The 18,719-nt window shown below is 57.7% G+C and carries 26 protein-coding genes and 1 pseudogene; 17 read left to right on the forward strand and 10 right to left on the reverse strand.

Going from position 1 to position 18,719, the window contains the following annotated elements; all coding sequences use genetic code 11:
• Positions 1–353 (reverse strand): annotated as a pseudogene (locus ACEQWH_RS06735) (glutathione S-transferase family protein); the annotation flags it as partial.
• 173 nt (positions 354–526) lie between these two features.
• Between ACEQWH_RS06735 and ACEQWH_RS06740 the strand changes: the two are divergent.
• Entirely contained in the window at positions 527–880 is a 354-nt protein-coding gene (locus tag ACEQWH_RS06740) for a hypothetical protein (RefSeq protein WP_370229091.1), read from the forward strand.
• A 19-nt stretch (positions 881–899) separates the two neighbouring features.
• Here ACEQWH_RS06740 and ACEQWH_RS06745 read toward each other — a convergent pair whose 3' ends face one another.
• The gene (locus ACEQWH_RS06745; RefSeq protein ID WP_370229093.1) at positions 900–2,072 is read right to left on the reverse strand and encodes a MalY/PatB family protein; all 1,173 of its coding nucleotides are present in this window, start codon (positions 2,070–2,072) and stop codon (positions 900–902) included.
• Between the two features lie 99 nt (positions 2,073–2,171).
• Here ACEQWH_RS06745 and def (ACEQWH_RS06750) point away from each other — a divergent pair, with 99 nt between their 5' ends.
• The 4 genes from def (ACEQWH_RS06750) to ACEQWH_RS06765 are packed head-to-tail and all read left to right on the forward strand — an operon-like array spanning position 2,172 to position 4,327.
• Positions 2,172–2,684: a peptide deformylase gene (gene def / locus ACEQWH_RS06750; RefSeq protein ID WP_370229136.1), complete on the forward strand. Its 513-nt coding sequence runs from the start codon at positions 2,172–2,174 to the stop codon at positions 2,682–2,684.
• Positions 2,681–3,175, forward strand: coding sequence for a peptide deformylase (gene def, locus ACEQWH_RS06755; protein ID WP_370229095.1), 495 nt, complete (start codon positions 2,681–2,683; stop codon positions 3,173–3,175). Before def (ACEQWH_RS06750) ends, def (ACEQWH_RS06755) begins: the two co-directional genes overlap by 4 nt.
• A complete protein-coding gene (gene fmt, locus ACEQWH_RS06760; RefSeq protein ID WP_370229096.1) occupies positions 3,172–4,080 on the forward strand; it encodes a methionyl-tRNA formyltransferase in 909 nt (302 codons plus the stop codon). Before def (ACEQWH_RS06755) ends, fmt begins: the two co-directional genes overlap by 4 nt.
• A gap of 10 nt (positions 4,081–4,090) precedes the next feature.
• Positions 4,091–4,327, forward strand: coding sequence for a hypothetical protein (locus ACEQWH_RS06765; RefSeq protein ID WP_370229098.1), 237 nt, complete (start codon positions 4,091–4,093; stop codon positions 4,325–4,327).
• 59 nt (positions 4,328–4,386) lie between these two features.
• Here ACEQWH_RS06765 and ACEQWH_RS06770 read toward each other — a convergent pair whose 3' ends face one another.
• From ACEQWH_RS06770 to ACEQWH_RS06790, 5 genes are all read right to left on the reverse strand, one after another.
• A complete protein-coding gene (locus ACEQWH_RS06770; protein ID WP_370229099.1) occupies positions 4,387–5,010 on the reverse strand; it encodes a trimeric intracellular cation channel family protein in 624 nt (207 codons plus the stop codon).
• The gene (gene rnhA / locus ACEQWH_RS06775; RefSeq protein WP_370229100.1) at positions 5,007–5,471 is read right to left on the reverse strand and encodes a ribonuclease HI; all 465 of its coding nucleotides are present in this window, start codon (positions 5,469–5,471) and stop codon (positions 5,007–5,009) included. The genes ACEQWH_RS06770 and rnhA overlap by 4 nt, the downstream gene beginning before the upstream one ends.
• Positions 5,472–5,520: 49 nt before the next feature.
• Positions 5,521–6,114, reverse strand: a complete 594-nt coding sequence (locus tag ACEQWH_RS06780; protein WP_370229102.1) for a class I SAM-dependent methyltransferase — start codon at positions 6,112–6,114, stop codon at positions 5,521–5,523.
• Positions 6,115–6,126: 12 nt separating this feature from the next.
• Entirely contained in the window at positions 6,127–7,086 is a 960-nt protein-coding gene (ispH, locus tag ACEQWH_RS06785) for a 4-hydroxy-3-methylbut-2-enyl diphosphate reductase (protein ID WP_370229104.1), read from the reverse strand.
• A gap of 126 nt (positions 7,087–7,212) precedes the next feature.
• Positions 7,213–7,791: an NYN domain-containing protein gene (locus tag ACEQWH_RS06790; protein WP_370229106.1), complete on the reverse strand. Its 579-nt coding sequence runs from the start codon at positions 7,789–7,791 to the stop codon at positions 7,213–7,215.
• Positions 7,792–7,965: 174 nt separating this feature from the next.
• Here ACEQWH_RS06790 and folK point away from each other — a divergent pair, with 174 nt between their 5' ends.
• From folK to recO, 12 genes are all read left to right on the forward strand, one after another.
• A complete protein-coding gene (folK, locus tag ACEQWH_RS06795; RefSeq protein WP_370229108.1) occupies positions 7,966–8,526 on the forward strand; it encodes a 2-amino-4-hydroxy-6-hydroxymethyldihydropteridine diphosphokinase in 561 nt (186 codons plus the stop codon).
• A 74-nt stretch (positions 8,527–8,600) separates the two neighbouring features.
• On the forward strand, positions 8,601–8,957 hold the full coding sequence (rpoZ, locus tag ACEQWH_RS06800; RefSeq protein WP_370229110.1) for a DNA-directed RNA polymerase subunit omega: 357 nt from the start codon (positions 8,601–8,603) through the stop codon (positions 8,955–8,957).
• A gap of 26 nt (positions 8,958–8,983) precedes the next feature.
• The gene (locus ACEQWH_RS06805; RefSeq protein WP_370229112.1) at positions 8,984–11,125 is read left to right on the forward strand and encodes a bifunctional (p)ppGpp synthetase/guanosine-3',5'-bis(diphosphate) 3'-pyrophosphohydrolase; all 2,142 of its coding nucleotides are present in this window, start codon (positions 8,984–8,986) and stop codon (positions 11,123–11,125) included.
• Positions 11,126–11,134: 9 nt separating this feature from the next.
• The gene (locus ACEQWH_RS06810) at positions 11,135–11,803 is read left to right on the forward strand and encodes a DUF2062 domain-containing protein (RefSeq protein ID WP_370229114.1); all 669 of its coding nucleotides are present in this window, start codon (positions 11,135–11,137) and stop codon (positions 11,801–11,803) included.
• Between the two features lie 79 nt (positions 11,804–11,882).
• The gene (locus tag ACEQWH_RS06815; RefSeq protein ID WP_370229116.1) at positions 11,883–12,623 is read left to right on the forward strand and encodes a pyridoxine 5'-phosphate synthase; all 741 of its coding nucleotides are present in this window, start codon (positions 11,883–11,885) and stop codon (positions 12,621–12,623) included.
• 111 nt (positions 12,624–12,734) lie between these two features.
• Entirely contained in the window at positions 12,735–13,181 is a 447-nt protein-coding gene (locus ACEQWH_RS06820) for a hypothetical protein (protein WP_370229118.1), read from the forward strand.
• Positions 13,182–13,230: 49 nt separating this feature from the next.
• Positions 13,231–13,653, forward strand: a complete 423-nt coding sequence (gene acpS, locus ACEQWH_RS06825) for a holo-ACP synthase (RefSeq protein WP_370229119.1) — start codon at positions 13,231–13,233, stop codon at positions 13,651–13,653.
• 55 nt (positions 13,654–13,708) lie between these two features.
• Entirely contained in the window at positions 13,709–14,548 is an 840-nt protein-coding gene (lepB, locus tag ACEQWH_RS06830; protein WP_370229121.1) for a signal peptidase I, read from the forward strand.
• Positions 14,545–15,231: a ribonuclease III gene (gene rnc, locus ACEQWH_RS06835; protein ID WP_370229122.1), complete on the forward strand. Its 687-nt coding sequence runs from the start codon at positions 14,545–14,547 to the stop codon at positions 15,229–15,231. The genes lepB and rnc overlap by 4 nt, the downstream gene beginning before the upstream one ends.
• A gap of 67 nt (positions 15,232–15,298) precedes the next feature.
• Complete coding sequence (era, locus tag ACEQWH_RS06840; protein ID WP_370229124.1) at positions 15,299–16,207, forward strand: GTPase Era; 909 nt, start codon at positions 15,299–15,301, stop codon at positions 16,205–16,207.
• Complete coding sequence (locus tag ACEQWH_RS06845) at positions 16,204–16,536, forward strand: DUF1491 family protein (RefSeq protein ID WP_370229126.1); 333 nt, start codon at positions 16,204–16,206, stop codon at positions 16,534–16,536. Before era ends, ACEQWH_RS06845 begins: the two co-directional genes overlap by 4 nt.
• A 120-nt stretch (positions 16,537–16,656) precedes the next feature.
• Positions 16,657–17,385: a DNA repair protein RecO gene (gene recO / locus ACEQWH_RS06850; RefSeq protein WP_370229128.1), complete on the forward strand. Its 729-nt coding sequence runs from the start codon at positions 16,657–16,659 to the stop codon at positions 17,383–17,385.
• On the opposite strand, the gene ACEQWH_RS06855 is transcribed toward recO, so the two are convergent.
• The 3 genes from ACEQWH_RS06855 to ACEQWH_RS06865 all read right to left on the reverse strand — a co-directional run.
• Complete coding sequence (locus ACEQWH_RS06855; RefSeq protein ID WP_370229130.1) at positions 17,363–17,758, reverse strand: META domain-containing protein; 396 nt, start codon at positions 17,756–17,758, stop codon at positions 17,363–17,365. The genes recO and ACEQWH_RS06855 overlap by 23 nt on opposite strands.
• Entirely contained in the window at positions 17,755–18,312 is a 558-nt protein-coding gene (locus ACEQWH_RS06860) for a TetR/AcrR family transcriptional regulator (RefSeq protein ID WP_370229132.1), read from the reverse strand. The genes ACEQWH_RS06855 and ACEQWH_RS06860 overlap by 4 nt, the downstream gene beginning before the upstream one ends.
• An 89-nt stretch (positions 18,313–18,401) precedes the next feature.
• A partial coding sequence (locus ACEQWH_RS06865; protein ID WP_370229134.1) for an acyl-CoA dehydrogenase family protein occupies positions 18,402–18,719 on the reverse strand: 318 nt, incomplete at its 5' end.

Genomic DNA, 18,719 nt, shown 5'->3' on the forward strand with positions numbered 1-18,719 from the left:
AGATTATGTGCGAACTCAGAGCCATACAGCGGATCGCCCTGTGCCACGCCGTCCTTTTCAAAGGACCAGCCCTGACCAAACATATCCGGGTGCACGGCAGAGACGTCGATGTGAGGCTGAAGCCCCTTCAACGCGCGAAAGATCAGAGTACGGTGGGCCCAAGGGCAGGCCATCGATACATAAAGATGATAGCGACCACTTTCGGCTTTGAAGCCAGCTTTGCCGCTTTCACCTGCGGCGCCGTCGGCGGTGATCCAATTGCGAAATTGTGCCGCCGAACGCACGAATTTGCCGCCACTGGACTTGGTGTCGTACCATTGGTCCACCCATTTTCCGTCAACCAGCAGGCCCATTGAGATCTCCTTTATGCTTTGTCGCTAACCTAGGGCCAGACGGATGCGACGCAAAGGGCACCTGATGCAGAAGAGTTGCGCTTTTATGCACAGTTGCCTGAAACGCTTACGTGTGACTTGATTTCAAACGATTACGCACTCAAGTTAGGGGCGGGTATGGGCATGAAACTACGATGAATTTTCTTCCGAAAGAAGTTCAGGCTGGTCTGGACGCCGCACGTAAGCGAGACATGAAGCGGAAAACGCGTATGCGGGTCCGTGCCGGGGATGATGTGTTCCCGCTCTTGCGATTTGACGACAATGGCTTCTCGCTGGACAGCGCGAATGCCCCCCATCTGCGTGGGTTGGTAGACCTGTATGACGGGTCGCGCCACCTGTATCAGTGCTTGATCGTCGCATCGCAGGAAGAAGATGGCGAGATGCGCTATGACTTCAAACGCGCCACCGTTGCCGAGGATCAAGCGCCGCTGGATTTCTATCGCGATGAAAACGCGCCGGTCGCCTTGGTGACCGACCAGCGCGATTAAGCTTTCCTGAAATCAGAACTTACTGAAGATCTTTGAAGGCTTCGGCCAGTCGCTCCATTGCGGTCTGAACAACGCTGCGCGGTGTCGCGATGTTGAACCGCAAGAACGACTCGCCGCCGGTTCCAAAGGTCGGCCCGTGGTTCACGGCAATCCGCGCGTCTTTCTCGACCCGCTTTGTGAAGTCTTCGCGGCTCATGCCAGTGCCCGAGAAATCCACCCAGCTGAGATAAGTCGCCTCAAGCGGCATCGAGGACAGTCCAGGAATGTCGGCAATGGCCGCGTCCAGCAGCTGGCGGTTGCCATCCAGATAAGACACCAGTGCGTCGACCCACTCGGCCCCTGCCGGAGAATAGGCGGCCTCTGCCATGTAAAGGCCAAAGCTGTTCGGGCTCAGCCCAAGGGCTGCCATGCGTCCGGCGAATTGTTTGCGCAGGGCGGGATCGGGAATGATGACATTGCCGGAATGCGATCCCGCGATGTTGAAGGTTTTCGTGGTGGCCGTCATCATCACCAAACGGTCCATGATCGAGTCATCCACCAGCGTCATCGGCGTATGGGTGACGCCCGGATAAACCAGATCGTGGTGGATTTCGTCGCTGACAAGGATCAGGTCATGGCGTTTGGCAAAATCCGCTACGCCCTGAAGCTCTTCGCGGGTCCAGACACGCCCACCGGGGTTGTGTGGCGAGCAGAGAATGAGCATGGTTTCATGCCCTTTCATCTGTGCATCCCAAGCGTCAAAATCCATCTCGTACCGACCCGATGCGTTGGTCAGTTCGCATTCGACAACCTCGCGCCCTGCGGCCGAAATTACCCGTGCAAAGGCGTGATAGACCGGGGTCATCAGAACCACCCCGTCACCAGGTTTGGTGAAGGCGTCCACACAGATCGCGGTGCCGTTTACCAGCCCATGGGTGGTAAAGATCTCGGCTGGGTTCACGGTCCAGCCGTGGCGGGTCTGCATCCACCAGCAAATAGCCTCTTTGTAAGGGGTCTCATCGCCGTAATAGCCAAAAACACCCTGATCCTGCATCTTGGTGATCGCATCGCGCACGCATTGCGGCGGGCGGAAGTCCATATCAGCGACCCACATGGCGATGCCATCCTCGGCTGGAACGCCGTAAATCGGCTCCATCATATCCCACTTCACGGAATGGGTTCCAAAGCGATTGATGACTTCGTCGAAATTCATTGTGGATCTCCCGGATATTGCTGCAACGCACGCTAGCGGATTGCGCCGGACGTGCAAGAGCCGTTGCAGTGCAAGACAGCTTGGCCTATGTCAGCCCTTATGTTGAAGCCGATCCTGATCCACCCTGATCCCCGTCTGAAAAAGACCTGTGCGCCTGTCGACGACCTGTCTGATGAGCTGCGCGTGCTGGCCTCGGACATGTTGGAAACCATGTATGACGCGCCGGGCATCGGACTGGCTGCGCCGCAGATCGGCGTATTGCAGCGCCTGATCGTGATGGATTGCATTAAGGACGGCGACCCTGAACCGGTGATCATGTTCAACCCCGAAATCCTGTCTTCGTCCGACGACACGAATGTCTATGAAGAAGGCTGCCTGTCGATTCCGGATCAATTTGCAGACGTCACACGGCCTGCCGAAGTGCGCGTTGGATGGATCGATGAAAACGGCACGCCGCAGGAAAAGGATTTCGACGGCCTGTGGGCGACCTGTGTTCAGCATGAAATCGACCATCTGAACGGCAAGTTGTTCATTGACTACCTCGGCCCGATGAAGCGTCAGACCATGACCCGCAAATCGGCCAAGCTCAAACGTGAGAGGGCACGCGCATGACGGTTCGCAAGTGCATCCCTTGGCCCGACAAACGTCTGCGCACCGCGGCCGAAGCCGTCACAGAGCTGACCGACGCAGACCGTGAGACCTGGCAGGATCTGATTGATACCATGGAAGCCATGCCAGGCGTTGGCATGGGCGCAAACCAGATTGGCGTCATGCGTCAGTTGATCGTGGTGGATGCGTCCAGCGAGCGGGGGCAGGCGATCAAGATGGCGAACCCGTCTATCCTGCACAGCTCGATCGAAGACCGCGACCACGAAGAAGCCAGCCCAAATCTGCCCGGCGTTTCAGCCAAGATCAAACGCCCGCGTGCCGTGACCGTGCGGTATATGAACGAGGACGGGATGATCACGCGCAAGGACTTTGTTGGCCTTTGGGCGACCTCGGTGCAGCACCAGATCGACCACATCAACGGCAAGATGTACTTTGACCATCTGTCGCGCACCAAACGCGATATGCTGATCAAGAAGGCGCAAAAACTGAAATGAGACTGGTTTTCATGGGCACGCCGGAGTTCTCGGTTCCGGTGTTGGATGCGCTGGTCGCGGCAGGCCATGAAATTGCCGCCGTCTATTGCCAGCCGCCACGTCCGGCGGGGCGGGGCAAAAAGCTGCGCCCGACTCCGGTTCATGCCCGCGCCGAGGCGCTTGGGCTTGAGGTACGCCACCCCGAGACGCTTAAGACCGCAGAGTCGCAGGCTGATTTCGCGGCCCTGAACGCGGATGCGGCGGTTGTGGTTGCCTATGGGCTTTTGTTGCCGCAGGCCATTCTGGATGCGCCAACGCATGGGTGTTTGAACATCCATGCCTCTCTGTTGCCGCGCTGGCGTGGGGCGGCTCCGATCCATCGGGCGATCATGGCGGGGGATGCGGAAACCGGCGTCTGTATTATGCAGATGGAAGCCGGGCTGGACACAGGCCCCGTTCTGTTGCGGGTCGCGACCCCGATCGAGGCCGAAGAAACCACGGCTGTGCTGCATGATCGCCTGAGTGACATCGGGGCAGAGGCCATTGTGGACGCGCTGGCCAGATTGCCAGAGCTGACAGCTGAGCCGCAACCGGACGAAGGCGTCACCTATGCGCACAAGATCGACAAGGCAGAGGCCCGCATAGATTGGCGCGAACCTGCCGCTGACATCGACCGCAAGATCCGTGGTCTGTCGCCTTTCCCCGGTGCCTTCATCGAAATCGACGGCCAGCGCATCAAACTGCTGGCCTCGCGATACGTGGATCAAACCGGCACGCCGGGGCAGCTGTTAGATGATGCCCTGACAGTGGCCTGTGGCACAGGCGCGGTACAGCTTACGCGCTTGCAACGCGCTGGCAAATCCGCGCAGACTGCCGAAGAGTTCTTGCGTGGCGTGCCTTTGACCCAAGGCATGTCTCTGATCTAGGAGGTCGTGGATGTTCCCAACCTTAATTGGCACCGTCGTGATCGCCGGGATCATTGGCTATCTGACGGAAAAGACCGGCTTCACTCACAATGGCATTCTGCCGTCGATCATCATCTGTATTGGCGGCGCCTTTTTGTTTTACTTTGTCAGCTTGATGTTCGGAATTTCCTTTGGCGCGCCGGGCATTAACGCCATCATCGCCTCGGTCGGAGCGTTGATCATCGTGCCGACCCACTGGCGGAAATAACGTTAAATTGTAATGGTATAAAAGCAGGCGACGCCGCAGCCGCCATTGGCGCGCCGCGCTCACTGTTTTGGCGGACGTGCCTTATAGATCGGCAGCCGCCATCCAAAGCGCAGCGATCCTGCCCGTAAAAACCACGTCACCGCTGCGCAAATGGCTAGGGTGCCAAGCCCCTCAAGACCAATCGCGCTTGCAGACACCGCACTAACCGCACCGGCAAAGGCCGCGGTGACATAAATCTCACCCTGTTTCAAAACCAACGGCACTTCGTTGCAAACAACATCGCGCATCAGGCCGCCCATGGTGCCTGTCATGATCCCCATCAGAACGACCACGACGGGACTGTGGTCCAGATCCAGAGCAACTCCGGTGCCAGCGGCCACTGCGACCGATAAGGCGATGGAATCCAGCCACAGCAAAACTCTGTAGCGGCTTTCAAACAGATGCGCTGTGAAAAAGACCAGCAGAGCCGCCGCGACAGCCACAAGAATATACGCAGGCTGCCCAACCCAGAAAACGGGATCACGCCCCAGCAAAACGTCGCGCAATGTGCCGCCGCCTACGGCCGTCAGGCAGGCGACAAAGGCAAAGCCAACAGGATCAAGCTGCGCTCGGCTGGCCACCAGCGCGCCGGTCAGGGCAAAGACAAAGACCGACGCAAAATCCAGAAAGACCAGCGCGGTCATGACTCTTTTGCGGGCTTAAAGGGCGCCATGCCCGCCCGCGCCAGCTCGTCGGCTTTTTCGTTCTCGGGGTGGCCTGCGTGCCCCTTCACCCATTCCCACGTGACCGAATGTCTGGCCTGCGCGGTATCCAGGCGCTGCCACAATTCGACGTTTTTCACAGGCTTTTTGTTTGAGGTCCGCCAGCCATTGCGTTTCCAGCCGTGGATCCAGCCGGTCACACCGTTTTTCACATAGGCGCTGTCGGTCACGACCGTCACCTGACTTGCGCGTTCCAGCGTCTCCAGCGCCATGATCGCTGCCATCAGCTCCATCTGATTGTTGGTCGTTTCAGGCGCTCCGCCAGAGAGTTCGCGTTCCTTCAGGATCTCGTCGCCGTTCATGGCACGCAACAGAACGCCCCAGCCTCCGGGACCGGGATTTCCAGAACATGCGCCGTCGGTATATGCAAAGAGATTAGCCATAAGGGGGCGATAGCCAATCAGAGCAGGGCGCGTCCAGCGAAAAGCGATGTCACGTGGTGCGTTGCGCGGTGATTAGGACAAAAGGGTGGACCTCGCCCGACAGTCCGGCACCCTCTCCGACGGTCCAGTCCTTGATCGCAAAGTCCCGCGCAGCCAGATGATCACGCAGCTCATCCTCTTGAAAATACGCATAAAACCGCCCGATCGAGTCCCGTTTCTCGCCCTCGCCAAGTTTCAGGCCAAGGTAAAGATGGCCTTTGGTGCGCAGGGCTTTGTGGATCGCGTCCAAATGTCTGGGGAAGTCCGCGCGGGGGGCATGTAGCAGGCTGAAGGATGCCCAGATCGCGTCATAGGCGGCGACTTCGGTCAAATCGTCAAACAGTCCCAGCCGCGCATCCACACCGCGGGCGCGAGCGGTTTCGACAAACTCTGGCGTCGCATCAATTGCGGCAACCTGAAAGCCAGCGGCCAACATTTGCTCGGAGTGATGCCCCGGTCCACATCCCAGATCCAGGATATGCGCGCCTTGTTCCAGATGTGCCAGAAACTGGCCGAGCGCCCGACTTTCTGCGTCGGTCATGGCGACCTTTTGATATTTCTCGACCTGCGTGCTGTAGGTCTTGATGGTTTCAGGGTCGGCCATGCTGCTCTCCTGTCAGGTGGGGATTTCGATGTCTCGGAGCACCCGTGGTACTTTGAAATTCACGCGTTCCACGGCGGTTTCCACCACTTCGACAGAGACCTCGTATTTATCACGAAACGCATCAATCACCTCGTTCACCAGCACTTCCGGGGCCGAGGCGCCAGCTGTGATGCCGAGTGACGAAATGCCGTCAAGCGCGCGCCAGTCGATGTCTTTGGCGCGTTGCACGAGTTGCGAATAAGAACAGCCCGCTTTGGTGCCAACCTCGACCAGTCGTTTGGAATTTGACGAATTGGGCGCCCCCACAACCAACATTGCATCGCACTTAGAGGCCATGGCCTTGACCGCCATCTGACGGTTGGTAGTGGCGTAGCAAATGTCCTCTTTGTGAGGGCCAACGATGGTGGGGAACCGTGCCTGCAACGCCGCCACGATGTCGATTGTGTCGTCCACCGAAAGGGTGGTCTGGGTTACAAACGCGAGCTTTGAGGCATCGCGCACCTCAAGTGTTTGAACATCGTCCACGGTTTCAACTAGCAGAACTTCGCCATCGGGCAATTGTCCCATGGTTCCAATGGTTTCCGGGTGACCTGCGTGGCCAATCATAATGATCTGAAGGCCCGCATCCGAGTGGCGTTCCGCCTCGATATGGACTTTGCTGACCAGCGGGCAGGTGGCGTCGACATAGATCATTTCACGGCGCTCAGCCTCGGCTGGGACGACCTTGGCAACACCGTGGGCCGAAAAGATAACCGGCCGGTCATCGGGGCAATCTGATAGCTCTTCGACGAAGACGGCGCCTTTGTCCCGCAGCCCGTCTACGACGAACTTATTATGCACGATTTCGTGGCGCACATAGACCGGAGAGCCCCATTTCTGCAGCGCCATTTCGACGATCTTGATGGCGCGATCCACACCTGCACAGAATCCACGCGGTGCGGCGAGATAGATTTGGAGGGGGGGCTTGGACATAGCGACCTCTTGTGACGTTCAAGACAGAGCTAGAGGCTCCCTTCACTTTCGTAAAGGGGCCTCTTGCTGATCTTCGTGTCAGAAAGGTGCGGGATCGGCGCAAATCGCTCGATCCCAATGTCGCGGCTATTTCGCCGGGACGTAGTCGCTTGCGCTTGCCTCACCTGGCATTGGATCGCGAGGCGGACGGCCAACGACATCGCGCAGACCTTCGAGGTCGATGAAATTATCGGCCTGACGGCGCAGTTCGTCCGAGATCATCGGTGGGTTAGAGCGAATGGTAGACACCACAGAAACACGCACGCCTTGGCGTTGCAGGCATTCGACCAAGGGGCGGAAATCGCCGTCGCCCGAAAATAGGACGATGTGATCGACATGCGGAGCAAGCTCCATTGCGTTAACCGCGAGTTCGATATCCATGTTCCCTTTCACCTTACGGCGACCTTGGCTATCGACATATTCTTTCGCTGGTTTGGTAACCATGGTGAACCCGTTGTAGTGCAACCAGTCAACCAATGGTCGGATCGGAGAGTATTCGTCGTTCTCCAGCAGAGCAGTATAGTAAAAAGCTCTGAGAAGTTTCCCCCGACGCATAAACTCTTGCCGAAGCAGCTTGTAATCGATGTCAAATCCCAGGGACTTTGCGGCCGCATAAAGATTCGATCCATCGATGAACAGCGCAAGCCGTTCGTCTTTGTAAAACATCAAATGTCCTTTCGATAAAACCGCGCACAACCGTGAGTGTGTGAGTGTGTTTTCGCTATGCGCAGCTAGCGGTCTACGCTAATTAAATTTTCTTTGGTCGCAAGTGCTTCAATAGAAGACCAGCCTATACGTGGGTATCTTACCCTATCATTATGGACAGGTGGTGAAAAAATAATGAACGAATCCAGTATTTTGGCGCTAGGTGGAAATCAGGAATCCGCCCTCGGGTCGCCAAAAGTGACGTTACAACACGCCATTCGCGCGCTTGGATCGCGAGAATTTGAAGTGCTCAAGGTCAGCAACTTTTACGCGACTCCGGCTTTTCCGGCGGGTTCTGGGCCCGATTATGTCAACGCCGCCGTCTTAGTTCGGTCGAATCACTCACCACAGGATGTTTTGGCCAGAGTGCACGATATCGAGGCTGATTTAGGCCGCCAGCGCGAGTTACGATGGGCCAGCCGGCCAGTCGATATCGATCTGATCGCACATAGCGATGTGGTCTTGCCTGACGCAGAGACACAGGCCCATTGGCGCGGCCTGTCACTCGAGGATCAGATGTCCCTTTGGCCGGATCAATTGATTCTCCCGCATCCGCGTTTGCAGGACCGTGCATTCGTTCTGGTGCCGGTCTGCGACGTCGCGCCGGACTGGGTTCACCCCGTTTTGGGGCGCTCGATGCGTCAAATGTTAGAGAACTTGCCAGAATCCGACCGAAAAGAGGTTGTTGCCTTGTGACTAACGCCTTGTATCCTTCATAAAATAGCCCTAGATACACGGCTTCTAATCCCATTGACGAATGGAGTGCCCGCATGGCCCGCGTGACAGTTGAAGACTGCGTTGACAAGGTTCCAAACCGTTTCGAGCTTGTGATGCTCGCTGCACATCGTGCACGCGAAGTATCTGCCGGTGCCGAAATCACCGTGGACCGTGACAACGACAAGAACCCTGTTGTGTCCCTGCGCGAGATTGCCGAAGAGACCCAGACAGCCGACGAACTGCGCGAGCGTCTGATCGAAAGCAACCAGCACCAGATCGAAGTTGATGAGCCTGAAGAAGACTCCATGGCCTTGCTCATGGGATCCGAGCCAGCCGATAAGCCAGCAGAAGACGACCTCTCTGAGGAAAAACTGCTGCGGGCGCTGATGGAAGCACAAGGCCAGGGCTGATCGCCCAGGGGAAGTGAAGGCGCAACATGATTCCGGCTGATGATCTGGTCGAACTGGTCCGCGCCTATAACCCCAAAACCAATGAACAGCTTATCCGCGAGGCCTATGATTTTGGCCTTGCGATGCACGAAGGGCAGTTCCGTCATTCCGGCGAGCCCTATTTCTCGCACCCCATCGAAGTCGCGGCGATTTTGACCGAACAGCAGCTTGATGATGCCACGATCATCACGGCGCTGCTGCATGACACGATCGAAGACACCAAGGCGTCCTATCAACTTGTGTCCGATAAGTTCGGGGACGAAGTGGCTATGCTGGTGGACGGTGTCACCAAGCTGACCAACCTTCAGCTGAGTTCCACGGAAACCAAACAGGCCGAGAATTTCCGCAAGCTGTTCATGGCCATGTCCAAAGACTTGCGGGTTATTCTGGTCAAACTGGCCGACCGATTGCACAATATGCGCACGATCCGCGCGATGAAGCCGCATAAGCAGCAGCAGAAAGCGCGTGAAACCATGGATATCTATGCGCCGCTGGCTGGGCGCATGGGGATGCAATGGATGCGCGAAGAGCTGGAGGACCTGTCCTTTAAAGTGCTCAACCCGGATGGGCGCGCCAGCATCATTCGCCGCTTTATCATGCTGCAGAAAGAAACCGGGGACGTGATTCAACGCATCACCGGCGACATGATCGGTGAGTTTGAAAAAGCCGGGATCGACGCTGACGTGTTCGGGCGTGCCAAAAAGCCCTATTCGATCTGGCGCAAGATGCAGGAAAAAGAACAAAGCTTCTCGCGTTTGTCCGACATCTATGGCTTTCGGATTATCACCCGCACGGAAGAGGACTGCTATCGCGCGCTGGGGGCGATCCACCAGCGGTGGGCGGCGGTGCCGGGGCGGTTCAAAGACTATATCAGTCAGCCAAAATCCAATGGTTACCGGTCGATCCACACAACGGTCTCTGGTCGCAACGCACGCCGCGTCGAGGTGCAGATCCGCACCAAGAAAATGCACGATGTTGCCGAGACCGGCGTGGCTGCGCATTGGTCCTATCGCGATGGTGTGCGCGGGGAAAACCCTTTCGCCGTTGATCCGGCTCGCTGGATCCGCTCGCTCACGGAACAGTTCAACATCGAAGAAGATCACGACGAATTCATGGAAGCCGTAAAGCTGGAAATGTATTCGGATCAGGTCTTCTGCTTTACCCCCAAAGGGGACGTGGTCAAGCTGCCACGCGGCGCGACCCCAATCGACTTTGCCTATGCAATCCACACACGGATCGGCAACGCCATTGTCGGTGCAAAGATCGATCACATGCGGGTGCCCCTGTGGACGCGCGTCAAGAACGGCCAATCCATCGAGATCATCACGGCCGAAGGCCAGACGCCGCAACCAACATGGCTTGAGATCGCGACCACCGGCAAAGCGAAATCCGCGATCCGTCGTGCGCTGCGGGATCTGGATCAGGAACGCTATATCAAACTGGGGTTCGAGCTGGCGCGGTCGGCCTTTGAACGGGTCGGCAAAAAGGCCACCGAAAAGGTGCTGGATATGGCGGCGAAACAGCTGTTTCAATCCAGCCGCGACGTGATGCTCGCGCATCTTGGCAGTGCGCAGTTGAACGCATCCGAAGTGGTGCAAGCGGTTTATCCCGAACTGACGCCAAACAATGGCGAGATGGTTCCAGCATCGCATGCGGTCATCGGTCTGTCCGACGATCAGAGATTTGATCGTGCGCCCTGTTGTCAACCGCTTCCGGGCGAGCGGATCGTCGGCATTACCTATCGCGGCAAGGGCGTTGTGGTCCACGCGATTGACTGTGAAAACCTTGTGGCCTTTGAGGATCAGGCAGAGCGCTGGCTGGACCTGCATTGGGAAGTCGGGAACCACCAGCCGATCTATAGCGCGACGCTTAAAATGACACTGTCAAACGATGCTGGGGCGCTGGGACGAATTTGCACATTGATTGGTGAGCAGGGTGTGAATATCTCGGACCTGGAATTCACGGATCGCAAGCCTGATTTCTTTGCCCTAGAGGTGCATGTCGAGCTGAGCGATGCCGAGCATCTTCACACGCTGCTGATGACCTTGCAGGCAGAATCAGACATTGCGGCGATTGAACGACTACGCGACCCAACCCGCTCGGCTTTTGCGGCTGCGCCTAAGGAATAGGAAAGAGACTTGGTCTTCAAACGCCGTGACAGACGATCGATCCTGCAGGCTGTGCTGGATTTCCTCTGGCCTCGCGGCGGATGGACACGGGCGTTTTACTATATCCGGCATCGGTTGCGCAGATTGCCCGGATCACCGGAACGCATTGCGCGTGGCGTCTGGGCCGGCGTGTTTTCGACGTTCACACCATTTTATGGACTGCATTTCATCTTTGCGGCCCTCGTGTCGCGGCTGGTGCAAGGCAACCTGCTTGCGGCGCTGTTGTCGACCTTTTTTGGCAACCCGCTGACCTATATCCCGATTGGCGTGGTGTCGCTGCAAACGGGCCATTTTCTGCTGGGTACAGAATTCGAACCGGGGTCTGAGCGGTCTTTGATTCAGAAATTCACCGATGCCGGTGGCGATCTTATGCATAATTTCTGGGCGATCTTTTCCGATGCCAAAATGGACTGGATGGGGCTGCACGTGTTCTGGAACGAGGTTTTCTATCCCTACATGATCGGGGGCATTCTGCCCGGGATCGTGGCGGCGACGATTGCCTATTATCTGTCCGTGCCGGTGATCCGCGCCTATCAAAAGCGTCGGGCCAAACAGATCCAGAAGAAATTCGACGCGTTGAAAGAACGCGCGGTGAAGGCAAGCTGCCAAGCAGAGGCTGTGGACAAGCCCGAGTCCTAACTGGACCTAAGAGAATCACTGTTACCTGTCCAGATTCCGCCCTATTTTTACGACCAGCCACTGAATTCAGGAGTCTCAGATGCGTCTTGGAGTGAATATCGATCACGTTGCAACGGTCCGCAACGCACGCGGTTCAGCCTATCCTGATCCCGTGCGTGCCGCCAAACTGGCCGAGGCCGCCGGGGCTGATGGGATCACGGCGCATTTGCGTGAAGACCGTCGCCACATCATGGACGAGGATATCGACCGCTTGATGGCGGAACTGGTCGTGCCGCTCAATTTCGAAATGGCGGCCACCGAAGAGATGCAAAGCATCGCGCTGCGCCACAAACCCCATGCGGTGTGCATCGTGCCCGAAAAGCGCGAGGAAAAAACCACCGAGGGCGGTTTGGATGTGGCGGGTGACGACAATCGTCTTGCGAAATTCGTGGCGCCTTTGGTCGACATCGGCAGCCGCGTGTCTATGTTCATCGATGCGAATGCAAAACAGGTCGAGGCCTCCAAACGCATTGGCGCTGCTGTCGTAGAGCTGCATACGGGGGCGTATTGCGATCTTCACTATGAGGGCCGTTTTCAGGACCGCGACGAAGAGCTTAAGCGCCTGACAGAAGCGGCGCGTTATGCGCATTCGCTGGGGCTAGAGGTTCACGCAGGTCATGGTCTGACCTATGACACCGTCTCGCCCATTGCGGCGCTGCCCGAAGTGATGGAGCTGAACATCGGCCACTTCCTGATGGGAGAAGCTATGTTCGTCGGCCTTGAAGCCTCTATCGCAGAAATGCGCCGTCTGATGGATGCGGCGCGCAAAGTCGACGCCTAAACAGCTCATATCGCCAATAAACTTCCAACGCGGGCACCGTTCGTGTCTATACTGAGCTTAAATGGTGGTTCAGCAATAATCTCGCGGTGTCCGTGAGAGTTGGAGGTAACGATGAAGACATTGATGAGTGCAGCGGCACTGACAGTCGCAGCGATCGGGGCGCAGGCACAAGAGGCCGTGCCCTGTGACTGGCAAGCGCGCGCGGACGCCATTGTCGAACCCTGGAGTGAATATTCCCGCACCTATGCAAACGGCGATGTCCGCTTGGCGTTGTTGGACACGGTGGAACCTGCCGCCGCTGCGTTTCACATTCTGATCCTGTCACCACCCTATGACGAAATCGGCGCGCGTCAGTGCCGCACACTGGGTCTGGGCGGTGGTATGGGCTTCTCGGGCGTGACCTTTGATGCATTGGATGCCGCTTACGATCCCTCTGTCGGCCTGATCTTTACCCTTCCGGTTGCCAGCTTTGATGGCAGCACGGGCGACTTTCTGGAAAGCAATCTGCTGTTCACCTTAAACCAGGCAACGGGCCAGATTGACGCTTGGCTGGATTAGTATATTCGGGTGCGATCTGACGGCAGCACGACTCTGAAGGAAACGCGCGATGATCCTAGGTATCGGGACAGACCTCGCCAATATCGAGCGCATTCAGGGCACGCTGGATCGCTTTGGCGACCGCTTTAAGAACCGGGTTTTTACCGAGACTGAACAACGCAAGGCAGAGCGTCGTAAAGACGTGGCCGGCACCTATGCCAAACGATGGGCCGCCAAAGAAGCCTGTTCCAAAGCGTTGGGGACGGGCCTTGCGATGGGCATTTCCTGGAAAGACATGCATGTCAGCAACCTGCGCACCGGCCAGCCGGTGATGCAGGTCACAGGCTGGGCGAAAGAGCGCTTGGACAAGATGACACCTCCCGGCCACGAAGCCACGATTCACGTGACATTGACCGACGATCACCCCTGGGCGCAGGCGTTTGTCGTGATCGAAGCCTTGCCGATCGCGCACGATACCGCGACGCCGGGTTGACAGTCTGCGCAGGGAACCGCATGTAAATCCCGACGAAATTCCCAAGAGGTCCCTTATGGCGATTGAGGCAGAAAAAAAGCCTAACGGCATTATCGAAACCATTAAAACGGTGGTTTACGCGCTGTTGATCGCAGGGATCTTCCGCTCCCTGTTCTTTCAGCCGTTCTGGATCCCGTCAGGGTCTATGAAAGACACGCTGTTGATCGGTGATTTCCTGTTCGTCAACAAGATGAGCTATGGCTATTCCTATGCGTCCTGTCCGTCCGTGCGCATTCCACGCTTTGGCATCGACATCGATGCGCGTGACATCTGTGGAATCTTTGACGGCGACAACAAACGTCTGTTCGGGTCCGAACCAGAACGCGGGGATTCCGTTGTCTTCCGTCATCCTGTGAACGGCACAGACTATATCAAGCGTCTGGTCGGGATGCCCGGCGACACAGTTCAAATGAAAAACGGTGTCCTGTTTATCAATGATGCGTCGGTTGGCCTTCAGGCGGGCGGCGTCTTTGAGGAAACCTATGACGCACAAGGCCCACAAGGTCGTTTCCCGCGTTGTGAAAATGCGCCGGTCGGTCAAGGTGGCGTCTGCGAGAAAACCCGCCTGATCGAAACACTGCCCGGCGGCGTCGAGCATGCGGTTCTGAACATCGACAATTCGGGCACCGACAACACAGGCATCTATACGGTTCCCGAAGGGCATTATTTCTTCATGGGCGATAACCGTGACAACTCTACCGACAGCCGCGTTCCTCAGCAACTTGGCGGCGTTGGCTTCGTGCCGTTCGAAAACCTGATCGGACGCGCAGATCGCATCGTCTTCTCGTCAGCAGGCCGCAGCCTGTTTGCCTTCTGGACATGGCGCGGAGACCGTTTCTTCAAGGCGATCGAGTGAAACTATCTGCCGAACTCAAAGATCTGGAAAAACGTTTGGGTCACCGCTTCGGTGACCCTGCGCTTTTGGTGCGGGCGATGACCCACAGCTCGATGTCCTCACCGACACGCGCCGACAACCAGCGCCTTGAATTTCTGGGCGATCGCGTGCTTGGACTGGTGATGTCCGAAGCCCTTCTGGCCGCCGACACCTCTGCCACCGAAGGACAGCTTGCGCCGCGCTTCAACGCGCTGGTGCGCAAAGAAGCCTGCGCCGAGGTCGCCCGCGAGATTGATCTGGGCGCGGGGCTTAAGCTTGGACGCTCCGAGATGCTGTCGGGCGGGCGCCGCAAACAGGCCCTGTTGGGCGATGCGATGGAGGCCGTCATAGCCGCCGTCTATGTCGACGCAGGGTTTGAAGCGGCCAAATCTATGATCCTGCGCCTCTGGGGGGATCGGGTCACACGTGTAGACGCCGACGCCCGCGACGCCAAGACCTCGTTGCAGGAATGGGCACAGGCGCGCGGATTGCAGCCACCAAAATATGAAACCGTGTCCCGCAGTGGTCCCGACCACGAGCCGGTTTTTACGATTTCGGCGACGTTGGAAAACGGTGAAAGCGATCAGGCGACAGCAGGATCAAAACGTCTGGCGGAACAGGCCGCTGCGAAAGCCTTGCTGGCCCGCCTGACATCTTCGTCGTGAACGCCGTCTGGCCCTGGCAAGAATTCTCCTGTAGAAGCACGGCTTCTGAACACGCAAGGACTGCATGATGAGCACACGCGCTGGATTTGTCGCCCTGATTGGCGAACCCAATGCCGGAAAATCGACCCTGACCAACCGCATGGTGGGGGCCAAGGTCTCGATTGTGACCCATAAGGTGCAAACCACGCGCGCGCGCATTCGTGGGGTTGCGCTGCAGGGCGAGTCTCAGCTGGTCTTCGTTGATACCCCGGGTCTGTTCCGCCCACGCCGCCGACTGGACCGCGCAATGGTCGCGGCCGCCTGGGGCGGGGCTGCGGATGCCGATATAGTCGTGCTGCTGATCGAAGCGCACCGCGGCGTGACCGACGGCGTCGAGCGCATCCTCGAAGGCCTAGAAGAGATCGCGCAGGGGCGTCGTGTGGCGTTGGCCATCAACAAAATCGACATGGTGAAAGCCGAAAAACTTCTGGCGCTGTCCGAGGATCTGAATGCACGCTTTTCCTTTGAGCGTACTTTCATGATTTCCGCCGAAAAGGGCCACGGGGCAGACGATTTGAAAGACTGGCTGGCCCAAGAGCTGCCGGAAGGTCCGTGGCTTTATCCCGAAGACCAGATTGCGGATCTGCCCATGCGCATGATTGCGGCTGAAATGACCCGCGAGAAACTGACCCTGCGTCTGCATCAGGAATTGCCCTATCAATTGACCGTGGAAACCGAAGCTTGGGAAGAACGCAAAGACGGATCTGCCCGGGTGGATCAGATGATCTATGTGGCCCGCGACGGACACAAAGGCATCGTCCTGGGCAAAAAAGGCGAGACGATCAAAGCCGTCTCAAAGGCCTCACGCGAAGAACTTGAAGAGTTTCTGGGCCGTCGGGTCCATCTGTTCCTGCAAGTCAAAGTGCGCCCGAACTGGCTTGAAGAAGCCGAGCGCTATTCCGAAATGGGCCTCGAGTTCAAAGACGGCAACACATGACGCGACTGACCGCAGATTTCTGGGTCAGCGCCTATCTCAATCGCCTGCGCCTGTATGAAATTCCGGCGTTTGTGGTCACACATGGCGATGACACAGCCGGTGCTGTGCTGGTCAAACTGAACACGCTGGATGGCAACGCCCGCGCCTTTCAACGCAGCTTTGATCTGATGAGCGGCGAACGCGCCTGGATGGTGCTTGCCGAAGGCCCCGAGCCCGAGGTGGACGCCGCACTCACCAAGCAGCGCAGCTTTGATCCAGACCTCTGGGTGATCGAAGTCGAAGATCGCCAAGGGCGCCATCTGCTCGATGAACCGGGGCTTGCGGACTAGCCCATTTGCGCCGCAACCGGACGGCGCCAATGTGCGACGCGCCAGTTTCACCTTGTTCCAAATACTCAAAATCAACGGCTTCCACTGGCGCTGACAGGTTTGTTCTGCGCATAAAGCACCATGGACTGGCGAGATCAGGGCATTATCTTATCCACGCGCAAGCATGGCGAAACCTCGGTGATCCTCGAGGTGTTTACCCCTGCGCATGGGCGGCACGCAGGGGTGGTGCGCGGTGGCGTCAGCCGGAAAATGACACCGATCCTGCAGCCGGGCTCACAAGTGGATCTGCACTGGCGTGCCCGCCTAGAAGACCACATCGGGTCTTTCTCTGTTGAACCCCTGCGCAGCCGCACAGATGCCCTAAGCGATCGGTTGGCTTTGGCCGGATTGAATGCCGTCACGGCCCTTTTGGGATTCGCCCTGCCAGATCGAGAACCTCATGCAGCGCTCTATGCGCGGACGGAGCCCCTTTTGGATCTATTGGGACACAGCGAGCTGTGGCCGCTGGCCTATCTGCGGTGGGAAATGACACTGCTTGAGGATCTGGGCTATGGGCTTGATCTGGAAAGCTGCGCGGTCACCGGCGCGGTAGATGATCTGGTCTATATATCCCCGAAATCCGGCCGCGCGGTGTCCAAAGCTGGCGCTGGTGAGTGGGCGGATCGTTTGCTGCCATTGCCGCCCAGTCTGATTGGCGCGGGCGAAGGATCTGATCAGGACGTTCTCGCAGGTCTTTCGGTGACCGGGTCCTTCCTAGAGCAAAAGCTGGCCCGCGAGCTGGGCACCCGTCCGGTACCAGATGCCCGTGCCCGGTTTGTTGACCGCTTCAGCCGTCGGGCTGCGCCGTAAAGAGCATCTCGCGTCCGGCGTCGTTGGACAGAATAAACACGTCGCCTGAAATCTCGGCCAATGTCATATCGGAAAGCGCATCAAAAAAGATCTGTTCCTGATCCAGATCCGCACAGGCCGCACGCGTGGCGCGCAGGGCCACCAGTGAAAACCATGGGTAAGGCGCCGTCTGGGAGGCGCCGAACGTGTTGCAGGGCGCCATGCCGCTGACCGACCCTTCGGTCGGAAAGCTAAGCGTCGCACGTGCGGGATAGGGCGTGCCGTCGATGGCACTCAAAACCCAGGTCTTGTCTGCCGCGCCATAGGCGGTCAGAGTTTCGTCGGCCTGACAGGCGGCGAGACCCATCAGAAATGCAGGAGCTAGATACTTCATGCGTCCTCATATAGCGCGAGAATGAGGTCAACCAAAGTCACAAGACTCTGACCGGACACATCCGCATGATGTGCAGACAACGCGTCCAACCCCAGCTGGGCGGCATAGATCAGGTGCGCCAGTTCGGCGTTGGTCAGGTCGATTTCGGCCAGAAGCTCTCGGATTAACTCCAGCCTTTGGGCGTCGATCCGTTGCACAGTTTCCCGCGCCAGATCGTGTTCCTGTGCCCAGGCCCGCAGGGCAGCTTCCGTGCCGGGCGTATTCAGCCCTGTGCCAGCCTCGGCGCTGAGTTCCGCAATCAAACGCAGTTTGCTGACCGGCTTTGCATCAACCTCGCGCAGCGCCTGTAGTTTGGACTGTGCATGGGTTTCCCACGCCAAAAGCAGGGCTTCGTGAAAGGTCGGCACATCTTTGAAATGCCAATAGAACGAGCCTTTGGTGGTGTTCAGGTCACGCGCCAGCGTCTCGGCCCGCAAGGTGCTGGGGCCCGAGCTGGTCAAGGCTGCGACGGCGGCAGCGATCCAGTCTTGCGGAGAGAGACGATTCTTAGCCATGCTTTAGTGGTACGCATAGTTTGCACCTGCAGCAAGACTTGGTGTCAGAGGGCGCTCACATCGGCAATTGGATGTCAGCGCCCTGATTATTATCCAAGCAAACGACGCGCGATCACTTGGGCCTGGATCTCGGCGGCACCCTCGAAAATATTGAGGATACGTGCGTCACACAGGATGCGGCTTATGCTGTATTCCAGCGCAAAGCCGTTGCCACCGTGGATCTGAAGCCCGTTGTCTGCCGCGGCCCACGCCACGCGTGCACCAAGCAGTTTTGCCATCCCAGCCTCAAGGTCGCAGCGACGGTCGTTATCTTTTTCCCAGGCCGAGAAATAAGTCAGCTGGCGCGCGATCATGATTTCAACCGCCATCATCGCCAGTTTGCTCGCCACGCGGGGGAATTCGATCAG

It is taken from the genome of Cognatishimia sp., assembly GCF_964229375.1.
Taxonomy (GTDB): Bacteria; Pseudomonadota; Alphaproteobacteria; order Rhodobacterales; family Rhodobacteraceae; genus Cognatishimia.